Origin of the sequence: Janthinobacterium amylolyticum (assembly GCF_051380655.1) — a bacterium.
In the GTDB taxonomy this organism is placed as follows: Bacteria; Pseudomonadota; Gammaproteobacteria; order Burkholderiales; family Burkholderiaceae_D; genus Janthinobacterium.
This window is the reverse complement of the sequence record NZ_JBNYXL010000001.1, coordinates 620,747-639,022: the sequence shown is the minus strand read 5'-3', so window position 1 is coordinate 639,022 and position 18,276 is coordinate 620,747. Positions and strand designations below refer to the sequence as shown.

Here is an 18,276-nt window from a genome sequence, read left to right as displayed (position 1 = left end):
GACAGGTATACCGCAGCGCGCGCGCCGCGCCCATAGGCACAAGTGACTAGCCGGGTGACTAGCCATCTATGCATTCCTGGTGCGCGAAACCGACTTCTTGCCAATACCGTGGCGCGGGGCGCATCGCTAGACTGGTTGCATCGACGCTAGGGCCATCCGGCTGATAGCGTTTTAATGACCTGGCGCCGCTGCCCGCGGCGCATTGTGGAGGTAGCATGAGTCACTTTCTGGACCGTCTGAAGTTTTTTAGCAAGCCCGCCGAACCGTTCTCGAACGGTCATGGCACCGTGGTCGATGAAGACCGCACGTGGGAAAACGCCTACCGCCAGCGCTGGCAGCATGACAAGATCGTGCGTTCCACGCATGGCGTGAACTGCACCGGCTCGTGCAGCTGGAAGGTGTATGTCAAGAATGGCCTGATAACCTGGGAAACCCAGCAAACCGATTACCCGCGCACGCGGCCCGACCTGCCCAACCACGAGCCGCGCGGCTGCCCGCGCGGCGCCAGCTATTCCTGGTATGTGTATTCGGCCCAGCGCGTGAAATATCCGATGGTGCGCGGCCGCCTGATGGAAATGTGGCGCGAGGCGCGCAAGACCATGGACCCCGTCACGGCCTGGGACTGGATCAGCCAGGACGAGGAACGCTCGAAACAATATAAATCGATCCGCGGCCTGGGCGGCTTCGTGCGCGCCAGCTGGGATGAGACGAATGAAATCATCGCCGCCGCCAACGCGCTGACGATCAAGAAATACGGCCCGGACCGCATCATCGGCTTTTCGCCGATTCCCGCCATGTCCATGGTCAGCTACGCGTCCGGCACGCGCTACCTGTCGCTGATCGGCGGCGTGGCCCTGAGCTTTTATGACTGGTACTGCGACTTGCCACCGGCCAGCCCGCAAGTGTGGGGCGAGCAGACGGACGTGCCGGAATCGGCCGACTGGTACAACTCGACCTATCTGATGGTGTGGGGCTCGAACGTGCCGATGACGCGCACGCCGGACGCCCACTTCTATACGGAAGTGCGCTACAAGGGCACGAAAACCGTGGCCATCTCCCCCGACTATGGCGAAATGGTGAAGTTCGGCGACATCTGGCTGGCGCCGAAGCAGGGCACGGACGCCGCGCTGGCGCTGGCCATGGGCCACGTCATCCTCAAGGAATTCCACTCGGAAGGGCAGAGCGCCTACTTCCGCGACTATGCGCGCCAGTACACGGACTTCCCCATGCTGGTGTTGCTCAAGGAGCATAACGGCACCCTCGTGCCCGACTACTTCCTGCGCGCTTCGCACCTGGACAACAACCTCGACGAAACGAATAACCCGGAATGGAAAACCCTGGTCATCGACGAGACCACGGGCGCCATCACGGCGCCGGCCGGCTCCATCGGCTTCCGCTGGGGGGAGTCGGGCAAGTGGAACCTGGAGCAAAAGGCCGGCGGCAGCGGCGCGCCCATCGTGCCGATGCTCTCCATGATCAACGACAGCGACGCCGTCACGGAAGTGGGCTTTGCCTACTTCGGCGGCAAGGATGCGTCCGACATGCTGCTGCGCAAGGTGCCGGTGAAAACCATCCGCCTGGCCGACGGCACGACGGGCCTGGTCACCACCGTGTTCGACCTGACCCTGGCCAACTACGGCATCGACCGTGGCCTCGGCGGCGCCAACGTGGCGGAAAGCTATGACGACGACGTGCCGTACACCCCCGCATGGCAAGAGAAGCACACGGGCGTGAAACGCGCCGACGTCATCACCGTGGCGCGCCAGTTCGCGGAAAACGCGGATCAGACGCGCGGCAAGAGCATGGTCATCGTGGGCGCCGGCCTGAATCACTGGTACCACATGGACATGACCTATCGCGGCATCATCAACATGCTGATGATGTGCGGCTGTATCGGCCAGTCGGGCGGCGGCTGGGCCCATTACGTGGGCCAGGAGAAACTGCGTCCGCAAACGGGTTGGACGCCATTGGCCTTCGCCCAGGACTGGGTGCGTCCGATGCGCCAGATGAACGGCACCTCGTTCTTCTATGCGCACACCAGCCAGTGGCGCCACGAAAAGCTGGAAACGGGCGACATCGCCTCGCCATCGGCGGCCGGCGGCACGGGCGACCTGACCTTGCTCGACTACAACGCCAAGGCCGAGCGCATGGGCTGGCTGCCATCGGCACCGCAGCTGCAAACCAATCCGCTGGAAGTGGCCAAGGCCGCCGCCGCCGCAGGCCAGAAGCCGGCCGCGTATGCGCTCGACCAGATCAAGGCGGGTCAGCTGCAGTTCTCGTGCGACGATCCGGACAACCCGGCCAACTTCCCGCGCAATATGTTCGTCTGGCGCTCGAATATCCTCGGCAGCTCGGGCAAGGGCCACGAGTACTTCCTGAAATACCTGCTCGGCACGCAAAACGGCTTGCTCAGCGACGAAGACGACTGCCTCACGCCGAAACAGGTGAAAGTACGCCCGGCCGCCGAAGGCAAGCTCGATCTGCTGGTGGTACTGGACTTCCGCATGTCGACCACCTGTTTGTATGGCGACGTGGTGCTGCCGACGGCCACCTGGTACGAAAAAGACGACTTGAACACGTCGGACATGCACCCGTTCATCCATCCGCTGTCCGAAGCCGTGCAGCCGCTGTGGCAATCGAAGTCGGACTGGGAAATTTACAAGGGTATCGCCGAGAAATTCTCGGAAATCGGCGGCGAGCTGCTGGGTACCCAGCAAGACATCATCCTCACGCCGCTGATGCACGACACCCCGGGCGAACTGGGCCAGCCTTTCGATCCCAAGGATTGGCGCGCCGGCGAATGCGACGCGATTCCCGGCAAGACCATGCCGAACATGACGGTGGTCGAGCGCAATTACCGCGACGTCTACAAGAAGTTCACCTCGATCGGCCCGCTGCTGGAAACCATTGGCAACGGCGGCAAGGGCATTTCCTGGAAAACCGGGCATGAAGTGGACGTCCTGCGCGGCATCAACCGCACGGTGCTGGAAGAAGGCGTGTCGCAGGGCCAGCCGCGCCTGGATACGGCCATCGATGCGGCCGAAATGATCCTGTCGCTGGCGCCGGAAACGAATGGCCATGTGGCCGTGAAAGCCTGGGCCGCGCTGTCCTCCATCACGGGACGCGATCACACGCACCTGGCGCTGCCGCGCGAGCATGACAGCATCCGCTTCCGCGATGTGCAGGCGCAGCCGCGCAAGATCATTTCCTCGCCTACCTGGTCGGGACTGGAAAGCGAAGAAGTCAGCTACACGGCCGGCTATACCAACGTGCATGAACTGATCCCTTGGCGCACCCTGACGGGCCGCCAGCAGTTCTACCAGGATCATTTGTGGATGCGCGATTTCGGCGAGGGACTGTGCGTGTACAAGCCGGCGATCAACACGAAGACGACGGAAGCGCTGCTGGGCACCAAGCCGAACGGCAACAAGGAACTGGCGCTGAACTTCCTCACGCCGCACCAGAAGTGGGGTATCCACTCCACGTATTCGGACAATCTGCGCATGCTGACCCTGTCGCGTGGCGGACCGCATGTGTGGCTGTCGGAGACGGACGCGCAAGCTGCCGGCATCGTCGACAACGACTGGATCGAAGTCTTCAACGTGAACGGCAGCCTGACGGCGCGCGCCATCGTCAGCCAGCGCATCCCGGCCGGCATGACGATGATGTACCACGCCCAGGAAAAGATCATCAACGTGCCTGGCGCGGAGATGACGGGCAAGCGGGGCGGCATCCACAACTCGGTGACGCGGGCCGTGCCCAAGCCGACGCACATGATCGGCGGCTACGCCCAGCTGGCCTACGGCTTCAATTACTACGGCACGGTGGGCTCCAACCGCGATGAATTCGTATTGGTGCGCAAGATGAACAAGGTTGACTGGCTTGAAGGCCCGTTGCAGGAAGAAGGAGCATAGTATGAAAATCAGAGCGCAAATCGGCATGGTGCTGAACCTGGACAAGTGCATCGGCTGCCACACCTGTTCCGTCACCTGCAAGAACGTGTGGACCAGCCGCGACGGCGTCGAGTACGCATGGTTCAACAACGTGGAAACCAAGCCGGGCATCGGCTATCCGAAGCAGTGGGAAAACCAGGACAAGTGGAATGGCGGCTGGCGCCGCACGGATGCGGGCAAGATCGAGCCGCGCCAGGGCAGCCGTTTGAAGATTCTGGCGAATATCTTCGCCAACCCGAACCTGCCCGCCATCGACGAGTACTACGAGCCGTTCACGTACGACTACGAGCACCTGCAAAGCGCGCCGCTGTCGCAGACGCCGCCGACGGCCCGTCCGATCTCCGTGCTGACGGGGAAAAAGATGGAAAAAATCGAGTGGGGTCCGAACTGGGAAGATGACCTGGGCGGCGAGTTTGCCCAGCGCAGCAAGGATAAGCTGTTCGACAATATGCAGAAGGAGATGTACGGCACCTTCGAGAACACCTTCATGATGTACTTGCCGCGCCTGTGCGAGCATTGCCTTAACCCGACGTGCGTGGCGTCCTGCCCGTCCGGCTCCGTGTACAAGCGCGAAGACGACGGCATCGTGCTGATCGACCAGGACAAGTGCCGCGGCTGGCGCATGTGCATCTCCGGTTGCCCGTACAAGAAGATTTACTACAACTGGTCGTCCGGCAAGGCGGAGAAGTGCACGTTCTGCTTCCCCCGCATCGAAGCGGGCCAGCCTACCGTGTGCTCGGAAACGTGCGTGGGCCGCATCCGCTACCTGGGCGTGCTGCTGTACGACGCCGACAAGATCGAGGCTGCCGCCTCGGTGCCGCAGGAGCAGGACCTGTACCAGGCGCAGCTCGACCTGTTCCTCGATCCGCACGACCCGGCCATCATCGCCGAGGCGCGCCGCCAGGGCATTCCCGACCTGTGGCTGGAAGCGGCCGTCAAGTCGCCCGTCTACAAGATGGCCGTCGAGTGGAAAGTGGCGTTCCCGCTGCATCCCGAGTACCGCACCTTGCCGATGGTGTGGTACGTGCCGCCTTTGTCGCCGATCCAGGCGGCCGCGGAATCGGGCAAGCTGGGCGTGAACGGCATGCTGCCGGATACGCAAAGCCTGCGCATTCCCGTGCAGTATCTGGCCAATCTGCTGACGGCCGGCGACCAGCAGCCCATCGTCACGGCGCTGGACCGCATGCTGGCCATGCGTGCCTACATGCGCAGCAAGACGGTGGACAAGGTGGAAAACCTCACGGTCCTGAAGCAGGTGGGCTTGAGCAAAGCGCAGGTGGAGGACATGTACCACATCATGGCCATCGCCAATTACGAAGACCGCTTCGTCATCCCCAGCAGCCACAAGGAAATGGCCGAGGACAGCTTCAACGAGAAGGGTTCGTGCGGTTTCAGCTTCGGCAACGGCTGCTCGGACGGCACCAGCGAACCGACCTTGTTCGGCAAGAAAAAACACGGTTCGGCAATCTTCATGCAGATGCCGAAGTCGCGCAAAACGGCGCCAGGCGCTTAAGGAGCTGATATGGAACACGCTATGCATCACTACCAAATCCTCTCGCGCCTGCTGCTGTATCCGGAGCCCGAGCTGATCGCCCACCTGCCGCAGCTCGATGCCGCGCTGGCGGCCGTGCCGGAACAGCACGCGCTGTTGCGGCCCTTGCTGGCGCACCTGGAAAGCAGCAGCCTGATCGACCTGCAGCAGCAGTACGTGGCCACGTTCGACCGCAACCCCTCGCACTCGCTGCATCTGTTCGAGCATATCCACGGCGAATCGCGCGACCGGGGCCAGGCCATGGTCGACCTGATGGAGGAATACAAGCGCCACGGCCTGCAAATGGTGGGCGACGACTTGCCCGACTTCGTGCCCCTGTTCCTGGAATTCCTGGGGCAGCTGGACGAGGCAGCTTCGGCGCCGCTGCTGGGCGACGCCGTCCACGTGCTGGCGCACATCGGCCGAAAGCTGACGGCCAACGGCAGCCCGTATGCGCCCGTCTTCACGGTGCTCGAACGCCTGAGCCCCGTGGCCGCGGAAATGCTGGCCGAACCGCCGGTGCGCGACATGGATGAAGCGCTGGAAACCTTCGGTCCCGGTGCGGACGGCGTCGAGCCGCTGCTGCGCCAAGGTCCAGGCCAAGTTCCGGGCGGCGTCCATCCCGTGCATTTTCACCCGCAGCCGCGGCGCGCTGCCTAATTGGCCGCTTGCGCCCGCATGAGGAGAGTACATCATGAGTAATTATCTGCATCAATTTGTGTATGGCATTTATCCATACATCGCGCTGGCCATCTTTTTCCTGGGTAGCCTGATCCGTTTCGACCGCGAGCAATACACGTGGAAGTCCGATTCCAGCCAGCTGCTGCACCGTGGCAGCCTGCGTCTCGGCAACATTCTGTTCCACATCGGCATCATCGGCCTGCTGTTCGGCCATGCGGCCGGCTTGCTGACCCCCGTCTGGGTATGGGATACCCTGGGCGTGTCGCACAGCCTGAAGCAGGGCGTGGCCATGGCGGCCGGCGGCGTGATGGGCGGCCTGTGCCTGGTCGGCATCCTGATCCTGCTGGTGCGCCGCTTCAGTAACGACCGGCTGCGCGCCGTCACCACGGCCGGCGACAAGCTGGTGATGCTGTGGATTCTGCTGACCTTGCTGCTGGGCCTGTCGTCGATCTTCGTCTCGGCTTCGCACATGGATGGCCACATGATGGTCTTGCTGATGAACTGGGCGCAGCACATCGTGACCTTCCGTGGTGACGCGGCCAGCTTCATAGTCGATGCGCCGCTGGTGTTCAAGCTGCACCTGTTCATGGGCATGTCGCTGTTCGTCATCTTCCCGTTCACCCGCCTGGTGCACGTGTGGAGCGGCTTTGGCGCCATCGGGTACCTGGGCCGCGCTTACCAACTGGTGCGCCGCCGCTAAAAAAACGCCATGAAAAATCTGCTGCGCGCAGCGATTTGCAGCCTCCGATGCTCGCTGTGCATCCGCACAGCTGCGCTTCTCAGCCGCAACTCATCCCCGCTCGCGACGATTTTTCAGGCTACTTATGGAAGGAAAGCAAGATGGGAATCTCCGTCAATGGCATCGATATCGACGATGCCGACATCGCGCAGGAACTGCCGCATCACGATGGTGCCGGCAACCCTTTGAAACAGGCCGTGCATGAACTGGTGCTGCGCCGGCTGCTGCTGGACGAAGCCGACCGCCTGGGCGTGCAGGGCGGCAGCGAGGATGACCGCATCGAAGCGCTGTTCGCGCAGGAAGTGCGCGTGCCGCCCGCCGACGACGCGGCTTGCCGCAGCTTTTATGCGCAGCGCCCGCAGCTGTTTTGCAGCGGGGCGCTGGTCGAGGCGCGCCACATCCTGTTCCAGGTGACGCCCGAGGCGCCTTTGGCACTGCTGCGCACGACGGCGCAAGCCGTGCTCGACGCCTTGAAACTGGCGCCCGAACGCTTTGGAGAACTGGCGGCGCAGTATTCGAACTGCCCGTCTGGCGCCCTGGGGGGGAATCTGGGCCAGCTGTCGCCGGGCCAGAGCGTGCCGGAGTTCGACGCGCTGCTGTTCCGCCTGGAAGCGGGTGCGCTGGCCGGCCATCTGCTGGAAACGCGCTTTGGCTACCACATCGTGCAAGTGCTGCGCCGGGTCGAAGGCCAGGCCATCGCCTACGAGGCCGTGCAGGCGCAGATCGCCGACCGCCTGTCGCGCGCCGCCTGGCAACGGGCCGTGCACCAGTATCTGCACTTGCTGGTGGGGCGCGCCGACATCGCCGGCATCGAGCTCGAAGGCGCGGCCAGCCCGCTGGTTCAGTAGGTAGAAATGCGTAGGCCGAAAGGCGTAGGCCGCTAGGCCTTCTGGGGCACAGCCAGATCGTGCCCCAGCCTTTACAATCAAGGAAGAAACAGGAGTAGCGTCATGGGGTGCGTCAAGTTGCAGGACCGTTTTGGCCGTTCGATCGATTATGTGCGGCTGTCCGTCACCGATCGCTGCGATTTGCGCTGCAGTTACTGCATGCCCAAGGGCTTTCGCGGTTTCGAGGAGCCGAAGGACTGGCTGACGTTCGACGAGATCGAGCGCCTGATGGGCATCTTCGTGCGTCTCGGCACGCGCCGGGTGCGCCTGACGGGCGGCGAACCGCTGTTGCGCCGTAATTTGCCGGAACTGGCGCAGCGGCTGACGGCATTGCCTGGTTTGCAGGACCTGTCGCTGTCGACGAATGCCACGCAATTGGGCAAGCACGCCGTGGCCTTGCGCGCGGCGGGCGTGGACCGCATCAATGTCAGCCTGGACTCTCTCGACCGTGCCTGCATGCAGGAGATCACGGGACGCGACAGCCTGCAACTGATTCTCGATGGCCTGATGGCGGGCAAGGCGGCCGGTTTCGACCCGATCAAGATCAATATGGTGGCCATGCGCGGCGTCAATGACGGCCAGATCGAGGCCATGGCGGCCTTCTGCATCGAGCAGCAGTTCATCCTGCGCCTGATCGAAGCCATGCCCATGGGCAGCACGGGCCGCAATGCCAGCTACATGCCGCTGGGCCCCGTGCGCGAAAGCCTGGCTGCGCGTTTCGGCCTGGTGCCGCAAGCGGCCGAACTGGGCGGCGGGCCGGCGCGTTACCTGGCGACAGCGGATGGGCTTTCCAGCATCGGTTTCATCACGCCCATGTCGCAGCATTTTTGCGCCAGTTGCAACCGCGTGCGCCTGTCCGTCGATGGTACCCTGTATTTGTGCCTGGGCCAGGAAGAGAAATTCGCCCTCGGCCCCATGCTGCGCGGCGGCGCCACGGATGCGCAGATCGAGGCGGCGATCCGCGCCGCCATCGAACTCAAGCCGCAGCAGCATGATTTCAATACGCAGCCGGATAAAATTATCCGCTTCATGGCGCAGACGGGTGGCTAGGATGGACACCTGGCCGAACCTACTGCGCGTCGCGCTTTGCGGCCGGCGATGCTCACCGTACTAGAGTACGGTTGCGCTTCTCGGCCACAAATCACTGCCGCTCGCTACGGTTTTGCCAGGTGTCGTGGCGCTTGGGGTGCGCTTGTTAAAGCAAAAGGATCTATGAAATTCAAGGCGATGTTTTCCTCCTGGCAGAAGCTGTCGACCAAGATCGTCGGCGCGCTGCTGCTCATGCTGGTGCTGGCCTTGAGTGCCATCGGCTGCACCCTGTTCCTCTCGTGGCAGCTCGAAGGCAGTTCGGCCGCCATCAACGAGACGGGCCGGCTGCGCATGCAGACCTACCGCCTGACCCTGCTGATCGCCAGCGACGCCCGCGTGCAGGCGCAGCAGCAGGCGCTGCTGATCGACGACACCTTGGCCAAGATCGGCCATGGCGACCCGCAGCGCCCCTTGTTCCTGCCCCCGAGCGCCACCATCAAGACGGAATTCGAGCGCATCGGCCTGGCCTGGCGCAGTTCCTTGCGTCCGGCCGCGCTGGCGGCCGATTCCAGCATCAAGGCACGCCAGTTCGAGCATGAAGCCGATGCCTTTGTCGGCCAGGTCGATCAACTGGTGCGCCTGATCGAGCACGATAGCGAGCAGCGCACCTTCTGGCTGCGCGCTTCGCAGATGGTGCTGCTGGCCATGGCCATCCTCGGCACGGTCAGCATGATCTACCTGATGTTCATGCTCATCATCGAGCCTGTCACGCGCCTGCGCCTGGGCATGCAGCGCATGAAGGAGCGCGATTTCAGCGTGCGCCTGGCCGTCGAAAGCAATGATGAATTCGGCCAGCTGGCCAGTGGTTTCAACCAGATGGCCGACCGCCTGCAGGCGCTGTACGGCAACCTGGAAGAGGGCGTGCGCAGCAAGACAGCGACCCTGGAATACCGCAACCGCGAACTGGCGCTGCTGTACGAAAGCGCGGCCTTTTTGCAGCGCCCGCAGCCGCTGGAAGATATCTGCGGCGGCTTCATGCAGCGCATCGTCGATTATTTCGAGGCCGATGGCTCCACCGTGCGCGTGCTCGACGCCGAGCGCGGCAACCTGCACATGGTGGTGCACACGGGCCTGTCCGAGGAACTGGTGGCGTCGGAACACTGCCTGAAGGTGGGCGACTGCCTGTGCGGCACGGCCGTCGAGATGAAGGTGGCGAAGGTGCACGACATGCGCCGCATCGACCGCGCGCATGAACTGAAATGCCACCGCGAGGGCTTTGCCACCGTGTCCGTCTTCCACATCCACGCCCACGAACAGCACCTGGGCTTCTTCAACCTGCATTTCCGCCATGCGCGCGTGTTTTCCGCACGTGAACTGGCCTTGCTGGAAACCCTGGGCCAGTTGCTGGGCATCGCCCTGGAAAACCTGCGCCTGGCCGCGCGCGAACGCGAAATGGCCATCTCCGAAGAGCGCAACCTGGTGGCGCAAGGACTGCATGACAGCATCGCGCAAAGCCTCAATTTCCTCAACCTGCAGGTGCAGATGCTTGACGACTCCGTGCGCAACGCGCGTTTCGAGGAAGTGGCCGGTATCGTGCCGGCCCTGCATGCCGGCGTGAAGGAGAGCTACGAAGACGTGCGCGAGCTGCTGGCGAATTTCCGCAGCCGCCTGATGGAAGACGACTTGATCGGCTCTCTGCGCGCGGCGCTGGAAAAATTCCGCCGCCAGACGGGCATCGCCGCCGACCTGCTGGCCGATGTCGATGGCGCGCCGTTCCCCCGCGAACAGCAATTGCAGCTATTATTCATCGTGCAGGAAGCGTTGTCGAACATCCGCAAGCACGCGCAGGCGAGCCACGTCGAAGTGCGCCTGGCCGATGACCAGGACTTCACCTTGACGATCAGCGACAACGGCGTGGGCTTCGATGCCGCCACCGTCCTGGAAAAAGGCGACAGCCATGTCGGCATCCACATCATGCGCGAACGCGCGCAGCGCATCGAGGCCACGTTCGACGTGCATGCCTGCCCTGGCGGCGGCACCACCGTCGAACTGCATTTGTCGCGCGAGCAGCGGCGCGCCGCCTAAGTAACTATCTGAAAGTAAAAAATGGAGACACCCGATAAGCCGATCACCGTCATGCTGGTGGACGACCACGCGCTGTTCCGCAGCGGCATACGCTCGCTGCTGCAGCGCCATACCGATTTTTCCGTGGTGGGCGAGGCGGCCGATGGCGTGGAAGGCATCAAGCGCGCCATCCAGCTGCAGCCCGATGTGGTGCTGCTGGACCTGAACATGGCCGGCATGTCGGGCGTGGAAGCGCTGCAGCTGATGCAGCACGACTGCCCCGACACGGCCATTGTCATGCTCACCGTGTCCGAAGACGCCGACGACCTGGCCACGGCCCTGCGCGCGGGCGCCTGCGGCTATCTGATCAAGAATATCGACGCCGACTACCTGGTGCGCGCCATCCGCCGCGCGGCCGCCGGCGAGGTTGTCATCGCCGAAGCCATGACGGGCAAGCTGGTGGCGCAGCTGCAGGCAGGCACGCGGCGCGAGGAACCGGTGTCGGAACTCGACAAGCTGACGCCGCGCGAAAAGGAGATCATCGACTGCCTGTCGCGCGGCGAGAGCAACAAGGGCATCGCCCGCACCCTGGACCTGGCGGAAAGCACGGTCAAGATCCACGTGCAGAACGTGCTGAAGAAACTGAATTTGAACAGCCGCGTGCAGGCTGCCGTGTATGCGGTGGAGCACCGGCAGGGCAAGTAGCCCGAGATAGCTGGGGTCTGACCCGCCTGGTCAGACCCCATGCCCGCCTGGTCAGACCCCATGCCCGCCTGGTCAGACCCCATGGCCGTCGCCACGTAGTGGTCTAGTCCTTTTTGCCTATGCCTGGCTTTGCGCATTTAAAGTAGTATATTGAATATATCTTTAAATGCGAGCACATCATGGCCCTTATCCCCATCAGCGAAGCCACCCGTCCCGAGCACAGCAAACGTGCCGCCCCCTGGCATGCGGCACATCCCGTCTGGCAGCTGGGCTTCCGCCCGTTCTACCTGCTGGCCGCGCTGTTCGCGGCCGTCAGCATTCCGCTGTGGCTGGCCAGCTACCTAGGCTTGCTGCCGGACGGCCTGCAAGCGGGGCTGGGCTGGCACATGCATGAGATGGTCTTCGGCTTCGCCGTGGCCGTCGTCGTGGGCTTTTTATACACGGCGGGGCGCAACTGGACGGGCTTGCCCACGCCGCACGGCGCGCCGCTGATGGCGCTGGCGGCACTGTGGCTGGCGGGACGCATCGCCATGCTGTGCGGGCCCGGCCTCGTGGCGGCGCTGCTGGACTGGCTGTTCCTGCCGCTGGCCGCCTGGCCCTTGTACCGCGTGCTGCGCCGCTCGGGCAATACGCGCAACCTGTTCCTTGTCGGCTTGCTGGCGTTGCTGGCGCTGGCCAATGGCCTGTACCACGCGGCCGTGCTGGACTGGCTGCCACTGTCGCTGTTCATCCCCGTGCAGGCGGCCATTTTGATCATCGTGCTGATCGAATCGGTGCTCGGCGCCAGGGTCATTCCCATGTTTACGCGCAATGGCGCGCCGGGCAGCACGCCCGTGGCCAGCCCGCGGCGGGCCTTGATCGCCGTGGCCTGCATGGCGGCGGCCGGCATCGCCTGGCTGGCGGGCGCGCCAGGATGGCTCACGGCGCCGCTGGCGCTGGCGGCGAGCGCGCTGTCGCTGGCCAACCTGCTGGCCTGGCAGCCGCAGCGCACCTGGCGCGTGCCGCTGCTGTGGATACTGCACCTGTCGTATGCGTGGATAGGCATCGGCTTCGCGCTGCTGGCGCTGGCCAGCCTGGGCGCGCTGCCGGCCAGCGCCGCGTTTCACGCGCTGACGGTGGGCTCGATGGCGGGCCTGATCATCGGCATGATGACGCGCACCACCCTGGGCCACACGGGACGGCCGCTCAAGGCGGGCAGGGCGGAGGCGTGGATGTACTGGCTGATACAGCTCGGTGCGCTGGCGCGCCTGCTGGCGGCAGTGGGATCCGCAGAGCTGCACCTGCCTCTGCTGCTGGCGGCGGGGCTGTGCTGGTCGCTGGCATTCGCCCTGTTTGTGCTGGTGTATGCGCCCTGGCTATGGCGGCCCCGTGTCGATGGACGCGAAGGCTGACGCTGCGTCAGAACGGCGTCAGGCCAGCAGCCTCTTGATGTCGGGTACCCAGTATGACAGCGATTCACCGACGAAGAAGATCAGCATGCCCAGCATAAAGGCTTTCAGCAGCAGGTCGCGGTAGCAGATCATCGTCGCCTCCATTATCCGATTGCTTTAAACACACGGCTTATTCGAACATCGCTTGCCGATGCTCGGCGCATCGGCCTTCAGGCCGGCGCGCCCTGGTATTCAGTCATGCTGCGCCGCACTTCCGTTTCCACTTCGGCCAGCAGCAGCGCCGTCTCGTCGAACCAGCCAGGTTCGGGCCGGTGCTGCTGGCGCGCCAGCGCTTCCAGCGCGGCCAGGCGCCTGACCAGCGCCGTGGCGCCCAGCAGCGCCACGCTGCCGCGCAAGCCATGGCTGGCGTGCAGCATGGCTTGTGGCGTGCCGTTGCGGATGGCCAGCTCCAGCTGCGTCGCCTGGGCCGGCGCCGTGTCCAGATAGGTCTGGCACAGTGAGCGGAACAGGGGCAGGTCGTGGCAGGCGGCGTGCAGCAGCAGGGCGGGGTCGATGTGGCGGCAGGTTTGCATCGGTAGCCCCGGGCGCAGGAGGTCAGGTGCCGAAGCCGCGCCGCGCATGGCTGGCGCAGCAGGCGCGCAGGTAGCCGTGCAATTCGTCGTAATTGACGGGTTTGGCGAAGAACACCACGCCTGGCGGTACGCCGCCCCTGTCTTCCAGCGCTTCCGGCGGCAAGCTCGACAGCATGGCGATATGCATGTCCGCCAGCAGCGGGTCTGCCAGGATGGTGCGTATCACTTCGTAGCCGTCGATGCCGTCCATGATGATGTCGCTCAAAAGGATGTCGGGTTGGTCGCGGGCGATTTCCATCAGCGCCTGGTAGCCGTTCTCGCAAAAGCGCACGCTGGCGGGCAAACCCCAGGACGCGAGCTGCCGCTGATACAGGGCCCGTTCCATGGGATTATCCTCGATCACGAGGATCGAGGGCGGGGAAGCGTCGCCAGGCGGCCTTGACGGGCGTGGCGCGCGTCCTTCCTGACTATGTTGTGCGTAGCCACTCTTGTACGCATGCACGGCGGCGAGGGGAATGCGCCGGTGGCCGCCCCGCGTCTTCCATGCTTCGATGACCCCCGCTTCCACCAGCTGCTGCACGGACGTGACGGAAATGCCGAGGAGCTCGGCAGCTTGTTGCGTGGTACAGACGTCAGCTGCTTGCATGGCGGGGGCCGGGATGGATGAGGATGTGGCCATCATACGCAGGCGATGCGTGAAAATCAAATTTGCCAAATCTCATGAATTATCGTCAGCGCTGGCTTTCCGTGTCGCGCCGGCGGTCTTCGTACAGCTGCGGCTGCTGCAACTGTGTTACCGCGCTTGACAGCACTTCCAGCGCCATCAGCAAGTCCGCATGCAGGCGCCGCTGTGCTTCGATGTCGTTGTTGAAACTGGCATGCACGGCGGCGCCGGACAGCTGCCGCAGCTGCACCAGCCCGAGCGCCGTGCTGGTGTCGAAGATTTCCTGTTCCAGTACCCGGGCCGATGCCATGCGGGCATAGCGCAGGGCATGCGCGATGCCTGCCAGGCGGTCGCGCGTCTCGGCCACGAAGAGTGCCAGGATCTCGCCCTGCACCAGCCGGTCTTCGCCAAACATCGCATCGAGCCGCGCCTGCTGGAACGGGGGCGTGCGGCGCTCCCTGGGCGCTGGCGCCGCCGCGTGTCCGGCCGCCGCGAGCGGCGCGCTGTGCGCCTGCAGCAGGGCAGGCAGGCTGCCCTGGCCCGCGCTGCCTGCCAGCGTGGCGCCAGCATGGCGGTGCCATCTGGGACGCCGCCACAGCAGTGCGGCCAGCAGCAGGAACAGGCCGGCCAACGCCAGCCCCGGCCTTACCAGGGTCATGCCGTCGCTGCGGGCCAGCAGATAGGTGTAGATGAAGGCGCTCATGACAGTGCCTGCCGGAGGGATGCGCAAGGGGAGAGGGCGTGCCGCATGGTGGAACTCCTGTTGAATACGTCCGGCTGCGTCGCGTTGCAGCGAATTAAACGTTTTTCACAAAAATCACGATTAATTCATTTTAAGGCAATATTCATTTTATTTGAGAAATTTATTTTTCTTGTGGCCAAGCTCAGCCGTAACCGGTGACTGGCGCTGTGTGACAAAAAGCAACGCCACGTCATGAGTGCGTTCTGGCGTGTGCCACGCTTTGTTAATTAGTGAAAAAATGGAATCTCATTGATCGCCATCAATACGATGCGCGGGTGCGCATCGCCGAATGACAACGCCTAGTAAAGGAGCATCATGAGTGCCTCTCCCCGGCCTGGACCCTTGCTCACCCTCACCGCAGTCATCTTCATCTTGCTTGGCCTGGCGCTTGCCGGCGGCGGCGCCTGGCTCGTCAGCCTTGACGGCTCCTGGTATTACCTCGTGGCCGGTATCGGCATGATAGTTGCCGGTGCGCTCGTGTGGAAAAGACGGCGCAGCGCCCAGCCTTTTCTTGCGCTATTGCTGTTCGCCACCCTGATCTGGTCCGTGATCGAAGTGAAGTTCGACTGGTGGCAACTGCTGCCGCGCCTCGATATCTGGTTCGCCGCCGCCGTCTGGCTGCTGCTGCCCTTCATCGACCGACGTCTCGAGCCGGCCCTGTCACCTGGCGCGAAACCGCGCGACGCCGGCAAGAGCGCGCTGCTGGCCGCCGTCGTGGTGACTGCCGCCGTCGGCGTGTTTTCCCTGTTCCAGGATTACTACACCCTGCACGGCGAAGTGCCAGCTGAAAACATGGCGGCCACGCCCGAAGGCGACTACGCGCCCGGCGTGGCGCCCAATGACTGGGCCGCGTATGGCCGCTCCGGCTATGGCGACCGCTACGCGCCGGCGGCGCAGATCACGCCGGCCAATGCCTCGCAGCTGAAACAGGCCTGGGTGTATAACACGGGCGACTTCAAGGGGCCGAACGACCCGGGCGAGATCGCCAACGAAGTCACGCCGCTGAAAGTAAACGGCATGCTGTACCTGTGCACGCCGCATAACATCGTCATCGCGCTGGACCCGGACACGGGCAAGGAAATCTGGCGCCACGATCCGAAGATCAACCGCGACGCCTCCAGTTACCAGCACATGATCTGCCGTGGCGTGGCTTACTGGGACGTGAACGCGGGCCGCGCCAAGGACAATCCGGCGCCTGAAGCGGCAAGCATGGAATGCCCGCGCCGCATCTTCGCCCCCACCATGGACGCCACCCTGATCGCCGTCAACGCCGATACGGGCGAGGCCTGCAAAAGCTTTGGCGAAAATGGCGTGATCGGCCTGTACCACGGCATGGGCATGAAGAAGCGGGGCTTTTTGATGCCGACCTCGCCGCCGGCCGTGGCGCAGAACGTGGTGGTGATGGCCGCCAGCGTCACCGATAACTTTTCCACCGAAGAGCCGTCCGGCGTGATCCGCGGCTACGATCCCGTGACGGGCAAGCTGATGTGGAACTGGGATGCCTCGAACCCGGACGACACGGCGCCGATCGCCGACGGCAAGACGTATACCAACAACTCGCCGAACTCCTGGGGCGTGTCCAGCGTGGATGAGAAGCTGGGCATGGTGTACGTGCCGATGGGCAACGAAACGCCCGATACCTGGGGCGGCAACCGCAACCCCTCTGGCGAAAAATACAATAGCGCCATCGTCGCGCTGGACCTGGCGACGGGCAAGGTGCGCTGGGTCTACCAGACCGTGCACCACGACATCTGGGACATGGATATCGGCGGCCAGCCCACCCTGGTGGATATCGACACGCCGAAAGGCAAGGTGCCATCCGTCGTGGCCACCACCAAGCGGGGCGACATCTATGTGATCGACCGGCGCGACGGCAGCCTGGTGGTGCCGGCGCCGGAAAAACCCGTGCCGACCGCCAACGCCGCGCCTGGCGACACGCTGTCGCCCACGCAGCCGTTCTCGGCATTGACCTTCCTGCCCGAGAAAAACATCAGCGAAACGGACATGTGGGGCACCACGCCGTTCGACCAGCTGGCATGCCGCATCATCTTCCGCCAGCACCGCTACGAAGGCCCGTTCACGCCGCAAACCGTGGCCGAAGGCAAGATCAAGGGCGCCATCATTTCGCCCGGCCCGCTGGGCATCTTCGAGTGGGGCGGGGCGGCCGTCGATCCGGGCCGCCAGTTGCTGCTGGTCAATCCCGACTACATGGGCTTCCTGGAACGCCTGGTGCCGCGCGCGCAAGCCAATGCGCCGGGCGGCACGGGGTCGGAAATGGGTTTGCAGCCGCAGACGGGCGTGCCGTTCGCCGTGGAAATCAAACCCTTCCTGTCGCCGCTGGGCTTCCCTTGCCAGGCGCCGCCGTGGGGTTATATCGCCGCCGTCGACCTGCGCACCATGAAGAAAGTATGGATGCACAAGAATGGCACCACGCGCGACAGCGCCCCCGTGCCGATCGCCCTGCCGCTGGGCGTGCCCAGCCTGGGCGGCATCAGCACTACGGGCGGCGGCGTGGCATTTCTGAGCAGCACGCTCGACTACTACATCCGCGGCTACGACGTGCGCAATGGCAAGACCGTGTGGAAAGCCCGCCTGCCAGCCGGCGGCCAGGCCACGCCGATGAGCTATGTCTCCGACAAGACGGGCAAGCAATATGTCGTCGTTATGGCTGGCGGCCATGGATCGCTGGGCACGAAGATGGGCGATAGCCTGGTGGCGTTTGCCTTGCCGGATGCGGTGGTGAAGGAGGGGGCGAAGACGAAATAGCGATGCAGGAGGGGCGGCAGCATGATGCTGATGCTGCCGCCAGTGCCGGAAGTGGTCCAGCTGGAGGAGAAAGCCTTGAACGGCGCTGGCTTGTCAGGCTTCGTTGCCGGCAGTCGCGTGGCGTCGCTCGGCGTAGTCTTTCAGTGATTGCATGGTCCGGGGAAGCCCCTCTCTGACCTGCTTTGCCACGCCTGGCCCGAACAGAAACGCTAGGGGGCCGGTAAACCACACGCGGTGCAGGACGTCCGAACCGCCATCGACGGCAGAGACGGTATGCTCGAAGTGCAGGCGAAACAAGGGGATGTAGCCTTCGACGGTGAACGAGCGGCCCGCTGAGCGTTCCGTGACCACCATGGGAATGCCCAGTCCCTTGCTGGGAACGATGCGGCCCTTGCTACCGACACTGAATGGCCCGTCGAGCCGGGCTTGTTTCGTATCCGGGTCCCAGCGGTGCCATTGGTCGACCTCGCTCCAGATCTGGTCGATGAGCATGGGCGGGACGGGGATGTATATGCGTTCTTCGATTTGCATGAGGGGCTGCGTCTCCTTGTC

At 64.0% G+C, this 18,276-nt stretch carries 15 protein-coding genes; 10 read left to right on the top strand and 5 right to left on the bottom strand.

All coding sequences use genetic code 11. The features are described from left to right. Positions 1–215 precede the first annotated feature (215 nt). The 9 genes from ACQ4WR_RS02915 (at position 216) to ACQ4WR_RS02875 (ending at position 12,980) form a co-directional block, all read left to right on the top strand. Positions 216–3,914, top strand: a complete 3,699-nt coding sequence (locus ACQ4WR_RS02915; RefSeq protein WP_436485179.1) for a nitrate reductase subunit alpha — start codon at positions 216–218, stop codon at positions 3,912–3,914. Between the two features lies 1 nt (position 3,915). Beyond that, positions 3,916–5,466, top strand: coding sequence for a nitrate reductase subunit beta (gene narH / locus ACQ4WR_RS02910; protein ID WP_436485177.1), 1,551 nt, complete (start codon positions 3,916–3,918; stop codon positions 5,464–5,466). A 21-nt stretch (positions 5,467–5,487) separates the two neighbouring features. Beyond that, a complete protein-coding gene (narJ, locus tag ACQ4WR_RS02905) occupies positions 5,488–6,144 on the top strand; it encodes a nitrate reductase molybdenum cofactor assembly chaperone (RefSeq protein ID WP_436485176.1) in 657 nt (218 codons plus the stop codon). A 34-nt stretch (positions 6,145–6,178) separates the two neighbouring features. Beyond that, positions 6,179–6,865, top strand: a complete 687-nt coding sequence (gene narI, locus ACQ4WR_RS02900; protein ID WP_046685050.1) for a respiratory nitrate reductase subunit gamma — start codon at positions 6,179–6,181, stop codon at positions 6,863–6,865. Positions 6,866–7,005: 140 nt separating this feature from the next. Then, a complete protein-coding gene (locus ACQ4WR_RS02895) occupies positions 7,006–7,752 on the top strand; it encodes a peptidylprolyl isomerase (protein WP_436485174.1) in 747 nt (248 codons plus the stop codon). A gap of 102 nt (positions 7,753–7,854) precedes the next feature. After that, on the top strand, positions 7,855–8,841 hold the full coding sequence (gene moaA / locus ACQ4WR_RS02890) for a GTP 3',8-cyclase MoaA (protein ID WP_436485173.1): 987 nt from the start codon (positions 7,855–7,857) through the stop codon (positions 8,839–8,841). Between the two features lie 162 nt (positions 8,842–9,003). After that, a complete protein-coding gene (locus ACQ4WR_RS02885; RefSeq protein WP_436485171.1) occupies positions 9,004–10,905 on the top strand; it encodes a type IV pili methyl-accepting chemotaxis transducer N-terminal domain-containing protein in 1,902 nt (633 codons plus the stop codon). A gap of 21 nt (positions 10,906–10,926) precedes the next feature. Beyond that, entirely contained in the window at positions 10,927–11,589 is a 663-nt protein-coding gene (locus tag ACQ4WR_RS02880; RefSeq protein ID WP_102297915.1) for a response regulator, read from the top strand. A 179-nt stretch (positions 11,590–11,768) separates the two neighbouring features. Then, on the top strand, positions 11,769–12,980 hold the full coding sequence (locus ACQ4WR_RS02875; protein ID WP_436485169.1) for an NnrS family protein: 1,212 nt from the start codon (positions 11,769–11,771) through the stop codon (positions 12,978–12,980). An 18-nt stretch (positions 12,981–12,998) separates the two neighbouring features. On the opposite strand, the gene ACQ4WR_RS02870 is transcribed toward ACQ4WR_RS02875, so the two are convergent. From ACQ4WR_RS02870 to ACQ4WR_RS02855, 4 genes are all read right to left on the bottom strand, one after another. Then, complete coding sequence (locus ACQ4WR_RS02870; protein ID WP_436485168.1) at positions 12,999–13,124, bottom strand: hypothetical protein; 126 nt, start codon at positions 13,122–13,124, stop codon at positions 12,999–13,001. Between the two features lie 65 nt (positions 13,125–13,189). After that, the gene (locus ACQ4WR_RS02865) at positions 13,190–13,552 is read right to left on the bottom strand and encodes an Hpt domain-containing protein (protein WP_436485166.1); all 363 of its coding nucleotides are present in this window, start codon (positions 13,550–13,552) and stop codon (positions 13,190–13,192) included. Between the two features lie 22 nt (positions 13,553–13,574). Continuing rightward, positions 13,575–14,198 carry an excisionase family DNA-binding protein gene (locus ACQ4WR_RS02860; protein WP_436485164.1) on the bottom strand — a complete coding sequence of 208 codons (624 nt, stop codon included), beginning with the start codon at positions 14,196–14,198 and terminating at the stop codon, positions 13,575–13,577. 85 nt (positions 14,199–14,283) lie between these two features. After that, entirely contained in the window at positions 14,284–14,919 is a 636-nt protein-coding gene (locus ACQ4WR_RS02855) for a hypothetical protein (RefSeq protein WP_436485162.1), read from the bottom strand. 354 nt (positions 14,920–15,273) lie between these two features. On the opposite strand from ACQ4WR_RS02855, the gene ACQ4WR_RS02850 reads away from it, so the two are divergent. Further along, positions 15,274–17,724 (top strand): membrane-bound PQQ-dependent dehydrogenase, glucose/quinate/shikimate family, encoded by a 2,451-nt coding sequence (locus ACQ4WR_RS02850; RefSeq protein ID WP_436485161.1) that lies wholly within the window; start codon positions 15,274–15,276, stop codon positions 17,722–17,724. 93 nt (positions 17,725–17,817) lie between these two features. Here the strand turns inward: ACQ4WR_RS02850 and ACQ4WR_RS02845 are convergent, their stop codons facing one another. After that, on the bottom strand, positions 17,818–18,255 hold the full coding sequence (locus ACQ4WR_RS02845) for an SRPBCC family protein (protein WP_436485159.1): 438 nt from the start codon (positions 18,253–18,255) through the stop codon (positions 17,818–17,820). Positions 18,256–18,276: the final 21 nt, after the last annotated feature.